At 54.3% G+C, this 19,555-nt stretch carries 12 protein-coding genes; 5 read left to right on the plus strand and 7 right to left on the minus strand.

Features of this window, described 5'->3' with window-relative positions; translation table 11 throughout:
- Positions 1-4: 4 nt before the first annotated feature.
- The 7 genes from WH277_RS13355 to trxB all read right to left on the minus strand — a co-directional run bounded on the left by WH277_RS13355 (position 5) and on the right by trxB (position 11,263).
- Positions 5-2,416: an autotransporter family protein gene (locus WH277_RS13355; RefSeq protein WP_339505788.1), complete on the minus strand. Its 2,412-nt coding sequence runs from the start codon at positions 2,414-2,416 to the stop codon at positions 5-7.
- 276 nt (positions 2,417-2,692) lie between these two features.
- On the minus strand, positions 2,693-5,152 hold the full coding sequence (locus tag WH277_RS13360; protein ID WP_159337138.1) for an autotransporter family protein: 2,460 nt from the start codon (positions 5,150-5,152) through the stop codon (positions 2,693-2,695).
- 197 nt (positions 5,153-5,349) lie between these two features.
- Complete coding sequence (gene infA / locus WH277_RS13365) at positions 5,350-5,568, minus strand: translation initiation factor IF-1 (protein WP_002211347.1); 219 nt, start codon at positions 5,566-5,568, stop codon at positions 5,350-5,352.
- Between the two features lie 360 nt (positions 5,569-5,928).
- Positions 5,929-6,621, minus strand: coding sequence for a leucyl/phenylalanyl-tRNA--protein transferase (gene aat, locus WH277_RS13370; protein ID WP_133841051.1), 693 nt, complete (start codon positions 6,619-6,621; stop codon positions 5,929-5,931).
- Between the two features lie 32 nt (positions 6,622-6,653).
- Positions 6,654-8,384 (minus strand): heme ABC transporter ATP-binding protein/permease CydC, encoded by a 1,731-nt coding sequence (gene cydC / locus WH277_RS13375; protein ID WP_339505789.1) that lies wholly within the window; start codon positions 8,382-8,384, stop codon positions 6,654-6,656.
- Entirely contained in the window at positions 8,381-10,150 is a 1,770-nt protein-coding gene (gene cydD, locus WH277_RS13380) for a heme ABC transporter permease/ATP-binding protein CydD (RefSeq protein ID WP_339506350.1), read from the minus strand. The genes cydC and cydD overlap by 4 nt, the downstream gene beginning before the upstream one ends.
- A 147-nt stretch (positions 10,151-10,297) precedes the next feature.
- Positions 10,298-11,263: a thioredoxin-disulfide reductase gene (trxB, locus tag WH277_RS13385; RefSeq protein WP_159337136.1), complete on the minus strand. Its 966-nt coding sequence runs from the start codon at positions 11,261-11,263 to the stop codon at positions 10,298-10,300.
- Positions 11,264-11,786: 523 nt separating this feature from the next.
- Here trxB and lrp point away from each other — a divergent pair.
- From lrp to serS, 5 genes are all read left to right on the plus strand, one after another.
- Entirely contained in the window at positions 11,787-12,281 is a 495-nt protein-coding gene (gene lrp, locus WH277_RS13390; protein ID WP_133841047.1) for a leucine-responsive transcriptional regulator Lrp, read from the plus strand.
- A gap of 119 nt (positions 12,282-12,400) precedes the next feature.
- Positions 12,401-15,760 (plus strand): DNA translocase FtsK 4TM domain-containing protein, encoded by a 3,360-nt coding sequence (locus WH277_RS13395; RefSeq protein ID WP_133841046.1) that lies wholly within the window; start codon positions 12,401-12,403, stop codon positions 15,758-15,760.
- A gap of 197 nt (positions 15,761-15,957) precedes the next feature.
- Complete coding sequence (gene lolA, locus WH277_RS13400; RefSeq protein ID WP_133841045.1) at positions 15,958-16,569, plus strand: outer membrane lipoprotein chaperone LolA; 612 nt, start codon at positions 15,958-15,960, stop codon at positions 16,567-16,569.
- 7 nt (positions 16,570-16,576) lie between these two features.
- On the plus strand, positions 16,577-17,920 hold the full coding sequence (locus WH277_RS13405; RefSeq protein WP_167864862.1) for a replication-associated recombination protein A: 1,344 nt from the start codon (positions 16,577-16,579) through the stop codon (positions 17,918-17,920).
- A gap of 96 nt (positions 17,921-18,016) precedes the next feature.
- Positions 18,017-19,309 (plus strand): serine--tRNA ligase, encoded by a 1,293-nt coding sequence (gene serS, locus WH277_RS13410; RefSeq protein WP_133841043.1) that lies wholly within the window; start codon positions 18,017-18,019, stop codon positions 19,307-19,309.
- Positions 19,310-19,555 lie beyond the last annotated feature (246 nt).

Genomic DNA, 19,555 nt, shown 5'->3' on the forward strand with positions numbered 1-19,555 from the left:
TGGCTTAGAACAGCTTACGCACTTGCAGGCTGACGGTCTGACCCATGAACTGCGGTGCAGTTTGCAGGTCGTACCGCGCTTCCAGCGTCAGGTCGTCGGCATGGGCCAGTGAAACACCAACGCTGGTATCCGCACTGTCTGCAGCCTGGCGGGCGCCCTGTGAGGTAAAGCGGGTTTCCCCCAGGCTGTCCGCGCTGAAACCGGAGTTAGTGGTCATCGGGCTGCGATCGTACTGATGGGTCCACATCACCTGGACAAACGGAGACAGATCGCCGGCAGGCGTTGACCAGCTGTGCGCCAGTTTACCGCCGAGGCTGCTTTCGACCGACTGGCTGTGCGCGCTGTCGACATCCAGCGCACTGCCGTTGTCGCTGTTTTCCTGGTAGCTGCCCTGATGCAGGTAGCTGTAGCTCAGGCTGGCCAGCGGGGTCAGGGTGGTGTTAGCCCCTAATGCCAGCGGATAACCGACCTCCGACTTCAGTGCCACCTGCTGCCCGGTAAAGTGCGCGCTGGCGTTGTCGTTGAAGCCATCGAAGGCCACCTGACGCTGGCTGTCGTAAGACTGGCGTGTCAGGCTGGTGCTGAGGTTAACGAACCACGGCTCGCCGCTGTAGGTGGCATAGAGAATGCCGCCCCATGCGTCAACGTCGCTGCTGCTGCCTTTGACGTTGTCCTGGCCTTTAACGGAGGTGCGGCTGTAGCTTAACGCCGCACCGGCACGCCAGCTGTCCAGAATCTGACGGTCGGCACCCAGCACCAGGCCGCCGTAATGGGCGCGGTAACCACTGACGTTATCGACCATGCCCTGACGCGCGCTGCCGTAGAAAGGTTTGCCCCAGGCGGCCCAGTCGAGGCTGTCATCACCGGTGGCGATACCGCGTGCGCTGGCGCCCGGGGTGATGCGCAGACCGTCCAGATGCGTGCCAACCACGCCCAGGGCATCCATGGATGCGGCCGAGGTGGCGGCGGACGCCATGCTGTTCTGGCCTGGCGAAAGCTGCTCGCCGATGCGGTTGGCTTCCGCTTCCGTGGTGATGGTTTTTGAGGCGTTGAACAGATTCAGCAGCGCAGGGGAGGAGATACCGCTGTAGCTCGACAGACCATTCAGTGAAGAGATGGCATTGCCCGTCGTCGGAAGCGGTCTGCCCGTGGTTGGCGTATTGCCACCACCGCTGTTCTTGCCGCCGGACAGATAGACGACCAGGTTGTCGGTATTACTGACTTCGTCGCTAATCGCTGCACCTGACACTGTCCCATTAAACGTGTCAGCACTGTAGTGCAGCTTGCTGGCATTATAATCGGCAGTACTGGCTTTGATCACCACATAGCGCTGACCATCTGCAAAACCATAGCTGCCTGTATTAAGTAATTTGATTGAAGACCCTGCATCAATCACTGCATTTCCTTTAACGTTCAATCTTCCATAGCCGGTATCCAGTGCGCTTCCCAGTGCCTGGGAGGCATCGGAAACCCCAATACGCAGGATCGCGTTAGCGGTCTGATGGTAGTTGCCGTCGACCTTCAGACTCTCATTAATCAGAACGTCAGCATTGTTGGTCAGGGTATGAGTGCCGCCCAGGTACACGTTGTCGTTCAGCAACAGCTGTCCCGTCTGGAAACGCACATCTGCCCCTGTGCTGTTTATCGCACCAATCGGTGAGGATGTTGGTAATGAGAATGAATAAATCATCTGATTACTACCGATCAGCGAACCGCGACGATTTATACCCCCATTGATCACCAGCTCATTACTGGTGGTGTTGGTGATATTACCGGCAATCGTACCACTGTTGTTAATGGTGCCGATGGTGCCGGAGTTTTCGATAGCATTACCAATGGAAGAACCATTATTGTACAGACCGATGTAACCATCGTTGTTCAAGGTGGTGATCGTGCCGAAGTTATAAATTGCTGACTGCAAACCGGTAATGTTCCCGTTTTCAGTATTGGTCAGTGATGTGATCGTGCCGAAATTCATCAGCCCGACACCCTGTGACATTGACGATAATATGCTGCCGGCGTTGATACTGCCGCTGTTTATCAGGGAGTTTATATTATTGTCATTCTGCAGCGCTATGCCACTTCCGCCATTAATGAATCCTGAGTTTTTCAGTAAATCGAGTTCGCCGCCGTTGTAAAAGCCAATGTTACCGTCATTGGTAATTGTCCCCTGATTATCCACCAGGCTGGTGTTTTTACTGTTGCGTACAGCGAAACGCTCACTGTTAGTGCTCACTATGCCGTCAGGGGTGATCGTCAATTTATCCGACGCAACCACGTAAGGTGCAGCTTGAGACGAATCACTAATTGTTACCTCGGCTGGCAGGGGTTCTGCATGAGCAGTGGTTAAACATTGAGCAGCAGCCAGTGCAACAACCAGCGGCTTGAGTGGGAAAGAATACAGCGATTTATTCATTATGTTTGCCACCATCAGAGTTAACAAGACGGTTTTTTCCGTCTATTTTTTTAGGAATTTTCTGATTTATCGGCAGGGGTGAACGGCACTTTAGGGGCACGAATCAATATATTTCAGGCGTAAAAAAACCGGACTGAAAGCAGTCCGGTTTGGCGTAGCGGTACTGCTGGCAGCGCCCCGGTATAGAAGCCAGAGGCACCACTTTTGCAGCAGGATTACTGCGGCAGACTACACCGCAGTAATCCAACGCCAGGGGGCATGAATTTCACCCGTGGCTTAGAACAGCTTACGCACTTGCAGGCTGACGGTCTGACCCATGAACTGCGGTGCAGTTTGCAGGTCGTACCGCGCTTCCAGCGTGAGGTCGTCGGCGTGGGCCAGTGAAACACCAACGCTGGTATCCGCACTGTCTGCAGCCTGGCGGGCGCCCTGTGAGGTAAAGCGGGTTTCCCCCAGGCTGTCCGCGCTGAAACCGGAGTTAGTGGTCATCGGGCTGCGATCGTACTGATGGGTCCACATCACCTGGACAAACGGAGACAGGTCGCCGGCAGGCGTTGACCAGCTGTGCGCCAGTTTACCGCCGAGGCTGCTTTCGACCGACTGGCTGTGCGCGCTGTCGACATCCAGCGCACTGCCGTTATCGCTGTTTTCCTGGTAGCTGCCCTGATGCAGGTAGCTGTAGCTCAGGCTGGCCAGCGGGGTCAGTGTGGTGTTAGCCCCTAATGCCAGCGGATAACCGACCTCCGACTTCAGTGCTACCTGCTGCCCGGTAAAGTGCGCGCTGGCGTTGTCGTTGAAGCCGTCGAAGGCCACCTGACGCTGACTGTCATAAGACTGGCGGGTCAGGCTGGTGCTGAGGTTGACGAACCACGGCTCGCCGCTGTAGGTGGCATAGAGAATGCCGCCCCATGCGTCAACGTCGCTGCTGCTGCCTTTCACGTTATCCTGGCCTTTAACGGAGGTGCGGCTGTAGCTTAACGCCGCACCGGCACGCCAGCTGTCCAGAATCTGACGGTCGGCACCCAGCACCAGGCCGCCGTAATGTGCGCGGTAACCGCTGACGTTATCGACCATGCCCTGACGCGCGCTGCCGTAGAACGGTTTGCCCCAGGCGGCCCAGTCGAGGCTGTCATCACCGGTGGCGATACCGCGTGCGCTGGCGCCCGGGGTGATGCGCAGGCCGTCCAGATGCGTGCCAACCACGCCCAGGGCATCCATGGATGCGGCCGAGGTGGCAGCGGACGCCATGCTGTTCTGGCCAGGGGAAAGCTGCTCGCCGATGCGGTTGGCTTCCGCTTCCGTAGTGATGGTTTTTGAGGCGTTGAAGAGATTCAGCAGCGCAGGGGAAGAGATACCGCTGTAGCTCGACAGACCATTCAGTGACGAGATGGCATTGCCCGTCGTCGGAAGCGGTTTACCCGGCTTTGGCGTATTGCCGCCACCGTTGTTATTACCGCCACCGCTGTTATTACCGCCGGACAGATACACGACCAGGTTATTGGTATTATTGACTTCGTCGCTAATCGCTGCACCTGTCACTGTCCCATTAAACGTGTCAGCGCTGTAATGCAGCATGGCGGCATTATAATCGGCCGTGGTGGCATTGATCACTACATAGCGCTGGCCGCTGGCGAAACCATAGCTGCTGCCAGTACTGGTTAAGCGAATGGACGACCCCGGGTCTATCTGTGCATTGCCATTCACGTTCAGGCGGCCGTAGCCCACATCGAGAGTGCTGCCGTTAGCGTTTGTAAAGTCGGTAACACCAATATTCAGGACGGCCGCAGCAGTTTGATGATAATTCCCATTAATGTTTACCGGTTGGGTAATCAGAACGTCAGCGCTATTGGTCAGTGTACCGTTGCTGCCGAGCCCGACATTATCATTCAACCAAAGCTTGCCCTGCTGGAAAGCGAGATTAGCATTGTAACTGCCCAGTGTACCGAGCGTTGAGTTTGGTAAGATTATCGAATCACTTGTGATGCCGGTCAGTATGCCACGTCGGATGTTCCCACCGTTTATCACCAGGTCGGTCATGGAGTAACTGGTGACATTCCCGATGATAGTACCGCTGTTATTAAGGGTCGTCAGCGTGCCGTAGTTGGTGATAGCCGTTCCAATATATATGTTGCTATTACCCAACTGACGAATGGTGCCCTCGTTGTTCAGCTCGGTAATGGTACCTGAATTGAAGATGGCCGTATTAGTGCTGGAAATAGTGCCGAGCGCCTGATTAGTCAGTGTCGTAATGATTCCATTGTTCTGAATCCCCGCAGCTCCCATACCGGGCATCGGCATAGACGTACCATTGGTACTGATGGTACCGCTGTTAATCAGGTTAGTAATGGTGGCGTTATTGGTGTTGTAAATCGCGCCGCCCGATAAAACCATTCCACTGTTGGAACCAATAGTGAGCTGACCTGAATTGCGCAGGGTGTCGATGATCCCCTGGTTCATCAGCGTCGATGAGTAAATCGAGTTGAGAATGCCCTGATTATCCACCCGTTGGGTATGCTGCTGGTTATTTACCGCAATGCTGGAGATGGAAAAGTTGGCGTCAGGTGTGAACGTCAGAATATCAGTAGTGGGGCTCAGTGTTGTCGTATAGCTATAACTGGCGTCAACAACCTGCTCAGTCTGTGTTGGGATGGCATGTGCCAGAGACGTCAGACTTTGAGCCGCCGCCAGTGCAATCACCAGGGGTTTAAGAGGGAAAGAGTGCAGCGTTCTTATCATTTATTTGCCACCATCAGAATTATAAGGTTGAGGTACCCATTTTTTAAGAATTATCTGATTTATCGGCAAGGAGGCAACGGCACTTTAGGGGCACGAATCACTATATTTCAGGCGTAAAAAAACCGGACTGAAAGCAGTCCGGTTTGGCGTAGCGGTACTGCTGGCGATTAACGCGGCAGCACCTCAGAATGGGTCACTTAGCGACTACGGAAGACAATGCGGCCTTTGCTCAGGTCGTACGGGGTCAGCTCTACAGTGACTTTGTCGCCCGTCAGGATGCGGATGTAGTTTTTGCGCATTTTACCGGAGATATGAGCGGTAACCACGTGACCGTTTTCCAATTCAACGCGGAACATGGTGTTAGGTAACGTATCGAGTACGGTACCCTGCATTTCAATATTGTCTTCTTTGGCCATCGAATCCTCTAGGTGGACTACCTTAGTTTTGAACCGGCGAGATAATGCCGAATTTCACGTATTAAGTAAAGAATTGCGGATGAATTCATCCACATCAATCCCTCTGACGCGCACCTGGCGCAGACGGATTACGAATTAATCTGGAGTCAGTGACGTCAGCGTGGGGGAACAGCGGGCTAAGAATCTGTTTAAAATATGCTTTGGTCGCACGATTAAAACAGTTCTGAAAAGGTGCGTTGAGATTCCCAGCCTGGTATTCCGCATCACCATCTTGTACCGGTGAAAGGCGGACGACATACCAAACGCGCATATTATATCACTGTTCTTGCCCTGTTGCGTGCAAAACATAGAAGGATTGCATTAAAAAAGCCGACGTGGCTGCCAGCAATCAGCAGAAAGAGGCTGATGCGCCAGAGAATGGACATATTGCAGGTAGGCCGCGCGGGGAATTTCCTGCGCGCCCAGAGAGAGGGTATGAGGATTAAGCACCTGGCAGTCGATTAACTTGCCACCCTGTTGCTGAAAGTACTCACTGAAGACCAGCAATGCCGTTTTGGAGGCATTCTCGCTGCGGCTGAACATCGATTCACCGCAAAAGATTTGCCCCAGTTCCAGCCCGTACATACCGCCGACCAGGTCTTCACCACGCCATACTTCTATCGACTGTGCGTGTCCCAGCTCATGCAACTTTTGCCAGGCGCGTTTCACCTCATGGGTGATCCAGGTTCCTTCATTACGATCGCTGGCGCAGCCTTCTATCACCTGCTGAAATTGTTGGTTCAGTGTGACCTGATAAGGGGATTTTTGATGAAAGCGTTTCATACTGCGGCTGAGATGGAAATGTTCAGGCAGCAGCACTGCCCGCGGATCGGGTGACCACCAGAGGATAGGATCGCCAGGGGAAAACCACGGAAAAATGCCCCGATGATAAGCGTTAAGCAAACGCTGCGGACTGAGGTCTCCCCCCATTGCCAGCAGGCCATTGGGTTCCCGCAACGCCATTTCTGGCGGCGGGAAATTAAGCGATTCACGTGAGAGCTGGATCAGGCGCATCGGGCAATACTCATCAGCACGAGAGGTAATGACTATAGCGCAAAGCGCTGCAGAAATGTCCAGTATCGGCCCTGTTTTGAGACTAATTCCTGGTGATTGCCTTGTTCAATAATCTGGCCGCTATCCATAACACAAATTCGATCGAAATGTGCCAGACCCCGCAGACGGTGCGTCACCATAATCAGGGTTTTCCCGCGGGCGACCTGGCGCAGCAAAGCCAGGATCTGCTGTTCGGTTTCCGCATCCAGGCCTTCCGTCGGTTCATCCAGTAACATTAAATCGCCGCCGTGCAGCAACGCGCGCGCCAGACCCAGTCGGCGCAGCTCCCCACCGGAAAGCTGACGACCGCCTTCACCCAGCCAGGCATTGAGTCCCTGATCATTATCCAGCAGTGTCTCCAGCCCGACCTGATGAAGGGCATCACACAGCTGCTCATCGCGGCATGCCGGTGCGGCCAGCAGCAGATTGTCACGCAGGCTGGCGCTGAACAGATGCACACGCTGGGTGACCACGCTGGTGCGGGCACGTAAATCGGCTTCACTCCAGTCAGTCAGCGGTTGACCATTCAACAGGATAGTCCCTTGTTGCGGGTCCCAGGCGCGGGTGAGTAGTTGCAACAGCGTGGACTTGCCGCAGCCAGTCCGACCGAGCAGGGCGATATGTTCGCCAGCGCCAATCTCAAGCGTTAGCCCGGCAAGGGCGTACGGGCCTTCGCCGTAACGGAAGCTGACATCACTCAGGCTCAGCGCCGCACCAGCACTCTGTAATGTTCCACTTTCCGCTGTGAAGTTAACGGCCGGTCGCTGTTCGATAATCTGTGAAACGCGTTTTGCTGAGGCGATAACGTGGCCGAGATGCTGGAATGCAGTACCGACCGGTGCCAGCGCTTCAAAGGCCGCCAGCGCACAGAAGACAAACAGCGCAATGTAAGCACCAGGATAAGGATCGCCGCCGATGCCAACAGCACTTAACCACAACAGCAGCGTGACGGCGATGCCACCCATCAACATCACCAGTCCCTGAGACATCCCGGTCAGGCTCGCCTGACGCTGTTGCGCTGCCAGCCCGTCCTGCTCGGTGGCATTCATTGTGCTGCGGAACTGGCTGGCAGCCCCATACAGACTTAATTCGGCTTGCCCCTGAAGCCAGCGGGTCAGGCCGCTGCGATATTCGCCACGCAGGCGAGTTAAATCAGCGCCTACCGGCAGCCCGGCACGGTAAAACACAGGAGGGATAACAATCAGCGTCAGCAGCATCAGTGCGCCAAGGGTCAGTGCCAGACTGGTATCCAGCCAGCTCAGGCCGATCGTCACCACCACAATGACGGCCAGCGCCCCCACCAACGGTGAAATGACACGCAGATAGAGATGATCCAGCGTATCCACATCCGCCACCAGACGGTTGAGCAAATCGCCTTCACGGAAACGGGCGATACCGGCAGGAGAGAGCGGCAGCAGCTTGCTGAAGGTGAATACCCGCAGATGCTGAAGCACACGGAAGGTAGTGTCGTGGCTGACCAGGCGCTCCAGGTAGCGTGCCACCGTACGGCTGATTGCCGTGCCGCGAACCCCGGCGGCAGGAAGCATATAGTTAAAGCTGTAGATCCCGGCGACGCCCGCCAGAGACGTCGCGGCGAGGAACCAGCCCGACAGCGTCAGCAGGCCGATACTGGCCAGTAGCGTCAGCACAGCCAGCACAATGCCCGCCAGTAACCGCAGGATATGGCGACGATAGAGTCTTAAAAACGGCAGCAGGGTTTTCATTCGAGCGCTCCTCCTCGCTGGGCCATCAGGTCTGCAAATGGGCCTGGTTGATGGGCCAGAGCCTCCCAGCTTCCTGTCTGAACAATTTCGCCTTTGCGCATCAGCCAGATTTCATCCCACTGATCCAGGCGATCGAGCTGGTGGGTGATCAACAGCGTACTCTGGGCATGAGAAGCCTGTAACAGCGCGTGGTTAACATGCTGTTCACTGTGCGCATCGAGGCTGGCATCAGGTTCATCCAGCAGCAGCAGCTGGCAGGGCTTCATCAACGCACGTGCAACGGCAACACGCTGCGCCTGGCCAACAGAAAGCCCCGCAGCCTGATCACCGGTTTCACTGTCAAGACCCGCGGGTAACTGTGAGAGGAATTCATTCACACCAGCCAGTGCCAGCACCTGGTGAAGACGGGCTTCATCGCTATTACCGCTCAGCAAAATGTTCTGCCGCAGTGTACCGGCGGGAAGGTGCGGGTTTTGGCCCACCCAGGCCAGCTGCAACTGCCAGTGCGGCAGAGCGATATCTCGCAGCTCTGTGCCATTAATCAGCAGCGAACCGCGATAGGGCAGGTAGCCGAGCAGCACATTCATCAGCGAAGTTTTGCCCGCACCGCTTTGCCCGACCAGCGCCACGCGTTGTCCCGGTTGTAAAGTAAAACTCAGTGGACCCGCAAGCGGTGTGCCTTCTGCCGTAGTGATGACCAGATCCTGGGCCACCAGACTCAATCCATTACTCAGGTCCGGAGTCAGCGATCCACGTTCAACTGAGGCAGACTCACTCTCTTCAAGGAAGGTTTGCAGCGCATCGGCGGCGCCAATCGCCTGTGCCTTGGCATGGTAGTAAGTCCCAAGGTCACGCAGTGGCTGGTAAAATTCAGGGGCGAGTATCAGCACGAGGAACCCGGCAAACAGGGTAACCGGGGTGCTGTAGTGACCAAAATTGAAGACGCCAAGATAAGAGAAACCGAAATAGACCGCGATCAGGGCAATGGAGATTGACGCGAAGAACTCCAGCACCGCCGAGGACAGAAACGCCATGCGCAGCACTTCCATGGTGCGCAGACGGAACTGCTCGGACGCTTCTGCGATGGTGGCGGTTTCAGCCTGTGCGCGGTGAAACAGACGTAACGTTTCCAGCCCGCGCAGACGGTCAAGGAACTGACCGCTCAGACGTGCCAGTGCCTGAAAGTTACGGCGGTTTGCATCGGCAGCACCCATTCCCACCATTGCCATAAATAAGGGGATCAATGGTGCAGTCGCCAGCAGGATCAGCGAGGCTGCCCAGTTCACCGGGAACAGCAGGATCAGTACCAGCAATGGGATGATCCCCGCCAGCATCATCTGCGGCAAATAGCGCGCATAGTAATCCTGCATCTCCTCAATCTGTTCCAGCAGCAATGTGGCCCAGCTCCCGGCGGGTTTACCCTGAATCCAGGCGGGCCCGAGATCAGACAGACGGTTCAATACCTGACGGCGCAGGGTCTGGCGGATAGCCTGGCCGGTTTTGAAACCGATCTTTTCGCGCAGCCATGCCAGAAAGGCACGACCCGCAAAGCAGGCCAGTAGCAGAATAAAATGCAGCAGCTGGCTATCACGCGGCTGATGGTCAATCAGCAGGGCCTGAAGCAGCGAGGCAAGAAACCAGGCCTGGGCTAAGATCAGCAGGGCGCTCAATGTGCCTAGCAGGTATGAGAGGCGCAGCCAGCGATGGCCATGCACACTCTGACTTTTCAGCCAGCGGGTGAGTTGTTGTTGTCGTGTTTTATTAATCTGTTGCCGTATTGCCCTGACGTAAACAGTAGTGAGGCAAAGGCCCCAGGAAGATAGGTGTCAAGCGCGGCAATGTTACAATGCGGAGGATAAAAAGGCGACAATTGCTCGTCGCCTTAGGCAAGATTAGCTCAGAGTTTTAACAACTTACTGATTATTTTTAACTAAACCGTCAAGATAACGCTCTGCGTCCAGGGCGGCCATACAGCCCGTTCCGGCAGAGGTAATCGCCTGGCGGTAAATATGGTCCATCACATCACCTGCGGCGAATACGCCCGGAATGCTGGTCTGCGTGGCATTACCCTGAAGTCCGGACTGGACTTTGATGTAACCATTTTCCAGTGCTAACTGACCATTAAAGATAGCGGTGTTCGGGCTGTGACCGATAGCAACGAACAAGCCTGCGACTTCCAGTGTTTTAGTCTGATCGTCTTTGGTGGAGCGCAGACGCAATGAGCTGACGCCCATCTGATCGCCCAGCACTTCATCCAGCGTGTGGTCAGTATGCAGCACGATATTGCCGTTTTTGACCTTTTCATTCAGACGGTCAATCAGGATTTTTTCCGCACGGAAGCTATCGCGACGGTGGATCAGATGCACTTCGGCGGCGATATTCGCCAGATAAAGCGCTTCTTCCACTGCGGTGTTACCACCGCCAATCACCGCGACTTTTTGGTTACGGTAGAAGAAACCGTCACAGGTGGCGCAGGCTGAAACACCGCGACCTTTGAACGCTTCCTCTGAAGGCAGACCCAGGTAACGAGCGGATGCACCGGTAGCAATAATCAGTGCATCAGCAGTGTACACACCTTCATCGCCGGTCAGCCGGAACGGGCGGTTTTGCAGATCCACGCTGTGGATATGATCGAAAATGATCTCGGTGTTAAATTTCACCGCGTGCTCGTGCATGCGTTCCATCAGCAGTGGCCCGGTCAGCTCGTTCGGATCGCCTGGCCAGTTTTCCACGTCGGTGGTGGTGGTCAGCTGACCCCCTTTTTCCAGACCGGTGATCAGCACCGGGTTCAGGTTAGCGCGGGCTGCATACACGGCAGCGGTATAACCTGCCGGGCCCGAGCCCAGAATCAGTAATTTACTGTGTTTAGCCGTACCCATGAGACCCTCATTAATTGACTGGCAAACCTATACCCGGATTGTAGGGAATTTAGCGAGGCAAAAAAAGCATTCTGCGATTTTGTTAACAATTAATGAAAAAGGTCTGGCCAATCGTTGTCCGTATGACAGGGTGAGGGTGGAAAAATAGCATTTCAGCCATTTTTTGTCATTTTGGCGACAAAATTGTCATTGAAAAACAGAGAGACAGCATTCGCTTTGGCATGTTGTACTGATTTTGTTTGTTTTGCTTTGACAATCGGCTGCGCTTTTGCGAAAACATTATGGGAAGCAGAGTGTATTTGGTCACCTAAGTCAGGGTTTCATCCCGGATTTTGCGTTTATCGCCCGATATACTCAGCCTGTTATTTGGAATGACGCATGGTGTGGACAGACAACATGCGTCATGCAGATAGAGCGTTTAATACCGCGACAGGCTCGATGTCTTCACTTAGATCAACCCTGTTACATTGAGTCGTTCAGGGTATGGCAGGTAAAGGGAAGAAATTTAAGAGAGACAATAATAATGGTAGACAATAAAAAACGGCCGGGTAAAGATCTCGACAGAATTGACCGCAACATCCTGAATGAACTGCAGAAAGATGGGCGTATTTCTAACGTCGAGCTTTCCAAGCGCGTAGGCCTATCACCCACGCCGTGCCTTGAGCGCGTTCGCCGTCTGGAGCGACAGAACTTCATTCTCGGCTACACTGCTCAGTTAAATCCGCACTATCTGGATGCATCACTTCTGGTATTCGTTGAGATTACTCTGAATCGTGGTGCGCCTGATGTGTTTGAGCAGTTTAACGCCGCAGTACAAAAACTTGAGGAAACTCAAGAGTGTCACCTCGTTTCCGGTGATTTTGACTATCTGCTAAAAACCCGTGTTCCAGATATGTCTGCGTACCGTAAATTGCTGGGCGAAACCTTGCTACGTCTGCCGGGTGTGAACGATACCCGTACTTATGTGGTCATGGAAGAAGTGAAACAAAGTAACCGGTTAGTGATTAAAACCCGGTAACACAGGGCAGGTGCAAAACCTGTTAGTTTTCGGTACACTCCTGTGAATTCATACAGGTTCAGCGCCGGGCATGCCCGGCGCTGTTACCTCCATAGTTTACAGGCACCTGGAGAGTACTCTTGAGCCAGGAATACACAGAAGATAAAGACGTTTCGTTAGAACCGTTGAGCAGCGGGCGTCGCCTGCTGGAAGCGCTATTAATTGTTGTTGCTCTTTTCGCCATTTATCTGATGGTGGCGCTGGTGAGCTTCAATCCTTCCGATCCCAGTTGGTCACAAACCGCCTGGCACGAACCTATCCACAACATCGGTGGTGGCGTTGGGGCGTGGCTTGCAGATACGCTATTCTTCATCTTTGGCGTGATGGCTTATGCGCTTCCTCCCGTGATTTTAGGCCTGTGCTGGATCACGTTCAGCCGACGCCACTTCCAGGATTACATTGACTATTTTGCCGTTGGTTTGCGCATGATTGGCGTGCTGGCGCTGGTGGTTACTTCCTGTGGTCTGGCCGCATTGAATGCTGACGATATTTGGTATTTTGCGTCGGGTGGTGTGATTGGGAGCTTGTTAAGCAATGCGATGGCTCCCTATTTTAGCGGGCCGGGCGGCACGCTAACCCTGCTGTGCATTTGGGCAGCGGGGCTGACGCTCTATACCGGCTGGTCATGGCTGACGATTGCCGAGAAGATTGGTGGCGTGGTGATGGGAGTACTGACTTTCGCCAGTAATCGCTCACGTGCTGATGAGAAATGGCATGAAGAAGACGATGAAGATGAAGTGGATGCGCCGGTAGCGGTACGCAGTGCACCGATGCATGCTGACGATCACGACGACGTACTGCTGACGAAACCACAGCCTGTTCACGCAGATGATGAGGAGGGCGAGCAGGACGATCCGCTGCTGGCCAAACCGACATCCAGCGATGTTGTTTCGGTTCCTGCGCAGCAATCTGCGATTGCCCCCGTTGCGCCGGTCATTGCTCCTGCGCAGGAATACGCAGCCCAGGCTGAGGTGCAGGTTTCCACACCAGTGGCACCGCCACAACCATCGCTCTATCGTTTTGAAGTGCCAGCAGAAGCCAGGACGCCAGCGCCTTCGCTACCGGTTGATGAAGAAGACGGTCCGCAGATGGGCAACTGGCAGGATACCTCAGCGGCTTCGCCGTTTGATTTCTCCACACCACATGCCTCTCATCCAGCCTCAGTAGCTGCTGCTGCAACCGGAGCTGCGCTTGGTGCTGTTGCACAGTCAGCCAGCAGTAATATGCCGTTTATGCCGGGCTTTACGGCAACCAGTGGCGACGATCTTAATCCCCAGGTTAAGCAGGGTATCGGCCCTGAACTGCCGCGCCCAAATCCTGTAAAATTGCCGACACGCCGCGAATTGGCTTCTTACGGCATTAAGTTGCCTTCGCAGCGCATGGCGGAAGAAAAAGCCAAAGAGCAGGAGTCCCTGCAGCCAGAGGTTGCTGAAGGAGATGCCTGGCAGGCTGTCACGCCTGACGAGCAGGATGATGCGGAACAGGCACAGCTACGTGAAGCGTTCCTGGCACGGGAACAGCAGCGTTACGGCGAAGAGTTTGCTGCTGAAGATGAAGAAGCACTGCAACAGGCGGCGCTGGCGCGTCAGTTTGCTGAACAGCAGCAGCAGCGTTATGCCGCCGAAACGTCAGGCCAAAGCCCAACCTTTACGCTTGATACCTCCGGTGCTTTCGATTTCTCACCGATGGACGATCTGGTCAATGACGGCCCGACTGAGCCATTGTTTACGCTGTCGGCAGCACCGGAAACAGAGTCCGTTGCCCCCGTTCAGTCACAGTGGCAACAGCCCGAAGAGGCGCAACCGCAGGCTCCCATTGCGCAGACTTCTCCTGCCTGGCAACCTGCTGCTGCACCTCCTGTGACGGCCCAGCCAGTGAAGCCGCAAGAACCGGATATGGACAGTTTGATCCATCCGTTCCTGATGCGTCATGAGCAGCCAACGTACAAACCAACCACGCCGCTGCCAACGCTCGATTTGTTAGCGTCGCCGCCAGCCGAAACGGAACCGGTAGACCAGTTTGCGCTTGAGCAGACCGCTCGTTTGATTGAGGCGCGGCTGGCTGACTATCGCGTGAAGGCTGAGGTGGTTGGGTACTCACCGGGTCCGGTTATCACCCGCTTTGAGCTGGATTTGGCGCCGGGCGTAAAAGCTGCGCGTATCTCTAACCTGTCGCGGGATCTGGCTCGCTCATTGTCAGCTGTTGCCGTGCGTGTGGTGGAAGTCATCCCTGGCCGTCCATATGTGGGGCTGGAGTTGCCTAATCTGAATCGCCAGACGGTTTATCTGCGAGAAGTGCTGGATTGCCCGGCATTCCGTGATAATCCCTCCCCGTTGTCGATTGTGCTGGGCAAAGATATTTCCGGCGATCCAGTGGTAGCCGATTTGGGCAAAATGCCTCACTTGCTGGTTGCCGGTACGACCGGTTCCGGTAAGTCGGTAGGCGTTAATGCCATGATCCTCAGTATCTTGTATAAAGCCACGCCAAAAGAAGTGCGCTTTATTATGATCGACCCGAAAATGCTCGAATTGTCGGTGTATGAAGGCATTCCACATCTGTTAACCGATGTGGTCACCGACATGAAAGATGCGGCCAATGCGTTGCGCTGGTGTGTGGTTGAGATGGAGCGTCGTTACAAGCTGATGTCGGCACTGGGTGTGCGTAACATCGCGGGCTATAACGAGAAGGTGGATATGGCTGAGGCGATGGGGCGTCCCATCCCTGACCCGTTCTGGAAGCCAACCGACAGCATGGATATGACACCACCGGTACTGGAAAAAGAGCCTTATATCGTGGTGATGGTGGATGAGTTTGCAGACCTGATCATGACCGTCGGCAAAAAAGTGGAAGAGCTGATCGCACGTCTGGCACAGAAAGCACGTGCGGCGGGGATTCATCTGGTGCTGGCCACACAGCGACCTTCTGTGGATGTGATCACCGGTCTGATTAAGGCCAATATTCCGACACGTATTGCCTTTACGGTATCCAGTAAAATTGACTCACGTACCATTCTCGATCAGTCGGGTGCAGAATCTTTGCTGGGCATGGGTGACATGCTGTATCTGGCACCTAACTCTTCTATTCCGGTCCGAGTCCATGGTGCCTTTGTTCGCGACCAGGAAGTGCATGCCGTCGTGAAAGACTGGAAGGCACGCGAACGTCCTCAGTATAAAGAAGGTATCCTTAGCGGCGGCGACGATACTGAATCGGGTGCGGGTGGCGTTGACGGTGACGAAGAGCTGGACCAGTTGTTCGACCAGGCCGTTGAGTTCGTTGTCGACAAGCGTCGCGCCTCGATTTCCGGCGTTCAGCGGCAATTCCGTATCGGTTATAACCGTGCTGCGCGTATCATTGAACAGATGGAAGCGCAGGGAATTGTTTCGTCACCGGGGCATAACGGGAACCGCGAGGTGCTGGCACCACCTCCGCATGAGCGTTAAGTCTTCTTGTTTCGCTCACCATCAACGGGTCAGGCACTGCCTGGCCCGTTGAATTCCTGACAGCAGTCCCAATATTTGTAGGATACGGACTGGGAGATTCAATTTTTTCTCCTGTTGTTGTTATCAGCGCCTGGCTAAAGTTATCCACGTCACGCTTAACCCGAACGGGATACAAGAGTTTCAATAAGGATGCCGTAATGAAAAAATTAATGATTTCCTGCTGTGTGTTGGCTGCTTTTTCCTCGGTTACCGCCTGGGCTGATGCATCTGGCGATTTGCAGCAACGCCTGGATAAGGTGAAAAGTTTCCATGCCACGTTTAGTCAAAAAGTAACCGACAGCACCGGTGCATCGGTGCAGGATGGCGAAGGTGAGATGTGGGTTCAGCGTCCGAACCTGTTCAACTGGCATATGACAGCGCCGGATGAAAGCACCCTGATTTCCGATGGTAAAACGTTATGGTTCTACAATCCGTTTGTTGAGCAGGTTAGCGCCAGCTGGGTGAAAGATGCCACCAGCAATACCCCCTTTATGCTGATTGCACGTAACCAGGCGAGTGACTGGAAGCAATACAACGTTGCGCAAAAAGGGGATGACTTCTCTCTGACGCCGAAAAATGCTGATGGCAACCTGAAGCAGTTCACCATCAACGTGGCGACCAATGGCACCATCAATCAGTTCAGCGCGGTAGAGCAGGATGGGCAGCGCAGCAGTTATACGTTGAAAAGCCAGCAAAATGGCAGCATCAGTGCCGATAAGTTCAAGTTCACACCACCTAAGGGTGTAACTGTGGACGACCAGCGTCAGTGAGGTTTGCGTGAGTAACCTGTCCCTCGACTTTTCCCGTAATGAGTTTCAGCCTCTGGCCGCGCGTATGCGGCCACGTACGCTGGCCGAGTATATTGGCCAACAGCATCTGCTGGCAGCGGGTAAACCGCTGCCGCGCGCTATTGAGGCGGGTCATCTTCACTCGATGATTCTATGGGGACCGCCGGGGACGGGGAAAACCACGCTGGCCGAAATTATCGGTCACTATGGACAGGCTGACGTTGAGCGCATTTCCGCTGTCACCTCCGGGGTGAAAGAGATCCGTGAGGCGATTGAGCGTGCGCGGCAAAACCGCAATGCAGGTCGGCGTACCATCCTGTTTGTTGATGAAGTTCACCGTTTTAATAAAAGCCAGCAAGATGCTTTTCTGCCACATATTGAAGATGGCACCATTACCTTTATCGGTGCCACAACGGAAAATCCCTCATTCGAACTGAATTCAGCGCTGTTATCGCGTGCCCGCGTGTATCTGTTGAAATCTCTGACCACGGAAGACATTGCTGCCGTGCTGAACCAGGCGATGCAAGACGGTGAGCGTGGCTATGGTAATGACAACATCATCCTGCCTGAAAATACCCGCAATATGATTGCTGAGCTGGTCAACGGCGATGCGCGCCGCGCGCTGAATACGCTGGAAATGATGGCCGATATGGCTGAGGTGAATAGCAAAGGCAAGCGTGAACTGACGCCGCAGTTGCTCAATGAAGTGTCTGGCGAGCGTAGCGCACGCTTTGATAATAAAGGTGACCGTTTCTACGATCTCATATCGGCGCTGCACAAATCAGTGCGGGGGTCGGCCCCGGATGCGGCACTTTACTGGTATGCACGGATCATTACCGCAGGCGGTGATCCGCTGTATGTCGCGCGACGTTTGCTGGCTATCGCCTCCGAAGATGTTGGCAACGCGGATCCGCGTGGCATGCAGGTAGCGATCTCTGCCTGGGATTGTTTTACTCGTGTCGGCCCGGCAGAAGGTGAGCGGGCGATCGCCCAGGCGATTGTTTACCTGGCCTGCGCGCCAAAAAGCAACGCGGTGTATAACGCTTTCAAAGCGGCCATGCGTGATGCGCGTGAAAGCCCGGATTATGATGTTCCTGAACATTTACGTAATGCGCCAACCAAACTGATGAAAGAAATGGGGCTGGGAGCGGAATACCGTTATGCCCACGATGAACCTAACGCGTATGCAGCAGGTGAGGACTATTTCCCGGCGCAAATGGCACAAACCCGCTATTACCATCCGACCACGCGTGGGCTGGAAGGGAAGATTGGTGAAAAGCTCGCCTGGTTGATTGAACAGGATCAAAATAGCCCGACAAAACGCTACCGCTGACAGTGACGTTGCGGTAAGGTTAGCAATGAATTCAACGCATTCGATATGTCGGTGCGCCCCTTCTTTTTTAACTCAATCAATCATCACAGGACAAGCATGCTCGATCCCAATCTACTGCGTACTGAGCCAGACGCAGTCGCTGAAAAACTGGCACGCCGTGGCTATAAGCTGGACGTTGATACGCTGCGCGCACATGAAGAGCGTCGTAAAGTACTGCAGGTCGAAACTGAAAATCTGCAGGCAGAGCGTAACTCGCGATCCAAATCCATCGGGCAGGCCAAAGCACGTGGGGAAGACATCGAGCCATTGCGTCAGGAAGTGAACGTACTGGGCGAACGCCTGGACGCTGCAAAAGCAGAGCTGGATGCACTGTTGACCAGCATCAATGACTTTTCAATGGCCATTCCCAATATCCCTGCGGATGTAGTTCCACTGGGCAAAGATGACAGTGAAAACCAGGAAATCAGTCGCTGGGGTGAGCCGCGCAAGTTTGACTTCGCGGTGCGCGACCACGTTGAGCTGGGCGAAATGGCCGCAGGCCTCGATTTTGCCGCCGCAGTTAAACTGACCGGTTCACGTTTTATCGTGATGAAAGGCCAGATTGCACTGATGCATCGTGCTTTGAGCCAGTTCATGCTCGATCTGCATACCGAGCAGCATGGCTACCTGGAAACCTACGTACCTTACCTGGTGAATCATGCCAGCCTGTACGGCACGGGCCAGTTGCCTAAATTTGGCGAAGACCTGTTCCATACACGTCCGTTGGAAGAAGAAGCCTCCAGCAGCAACTATGCTCTGATCCCGACCTCCGAAGTCCCGCTGACCAACCTGGTACGCGATGAGATTCTGGAAGAAGAATCACTGCCGATCAAAATGACCGCACATACGCCATGTTTCCGTTCCGAAGCTGGCGCGTATGGTCGTGACACTCGTGGTCTGATCCGCATGCATCAGTTCGATAAAGTTGAAATGGTGCATATTACACGCCCTGAAGACTCAATGGATGCGCTGGAAGAACTGGTGGGTCATGCAGAGAAAGTGCTGCAACTGCTGAACCTGCCATACCGTAAAGTACTGCTCTGTACTGGTGACATGGGCTTTGGTTCTCACAAAACCTACGATCTGGAAGTGTGGTTGCCAGCGCAGGATACCTACCGTGAGATCTCGTCCTGCTCCAATATGGGCGATTTCCAGGCGCGTCGTATGAAAGCGCGCTGCCGTCCACGTGGTGAGAAAGCAACACGCCTGGTACACACCCTGAATGGCTCTGGCCTGGCAGTGGGTCGTACTCTGGTTGCGGTGCTGGAAAACTACCAGCAGGCTGATGGCCGTATCGCCGTACCGGATGTTCTGCGTCCGTATATGAAAGGCCTGGAGTTTATTGGCTGATCCACGCACAGGTTCGAGGCTGTACCAGCAGGATAAGTCGCCCTGAACAGTGTTTTGAAAAACCCGCCACTGGCGGGTTTTTTATTGTCAGAGATTGAGCAAAAATAATGATGGATAATAGTGATGCTATTCTGACTTATTACATGTGAATTCAATAAGATAATTCCGTCGACAGTCCTCTGCTAAACAGCTCTAAGCCATTGAAGATAAAAATTTTAAATCGCGTAGCTACAAATCGTGCTATTG

Source organism: Erwinia sp. MYb416, from assembly GCF_037479575.1.
GTDB lineage: Bacteria > Pseudomonadota > Gammaproteobacteria > Enterobacterales > Enterobacteriaceae > Erwinia > Erwinia rhapontici.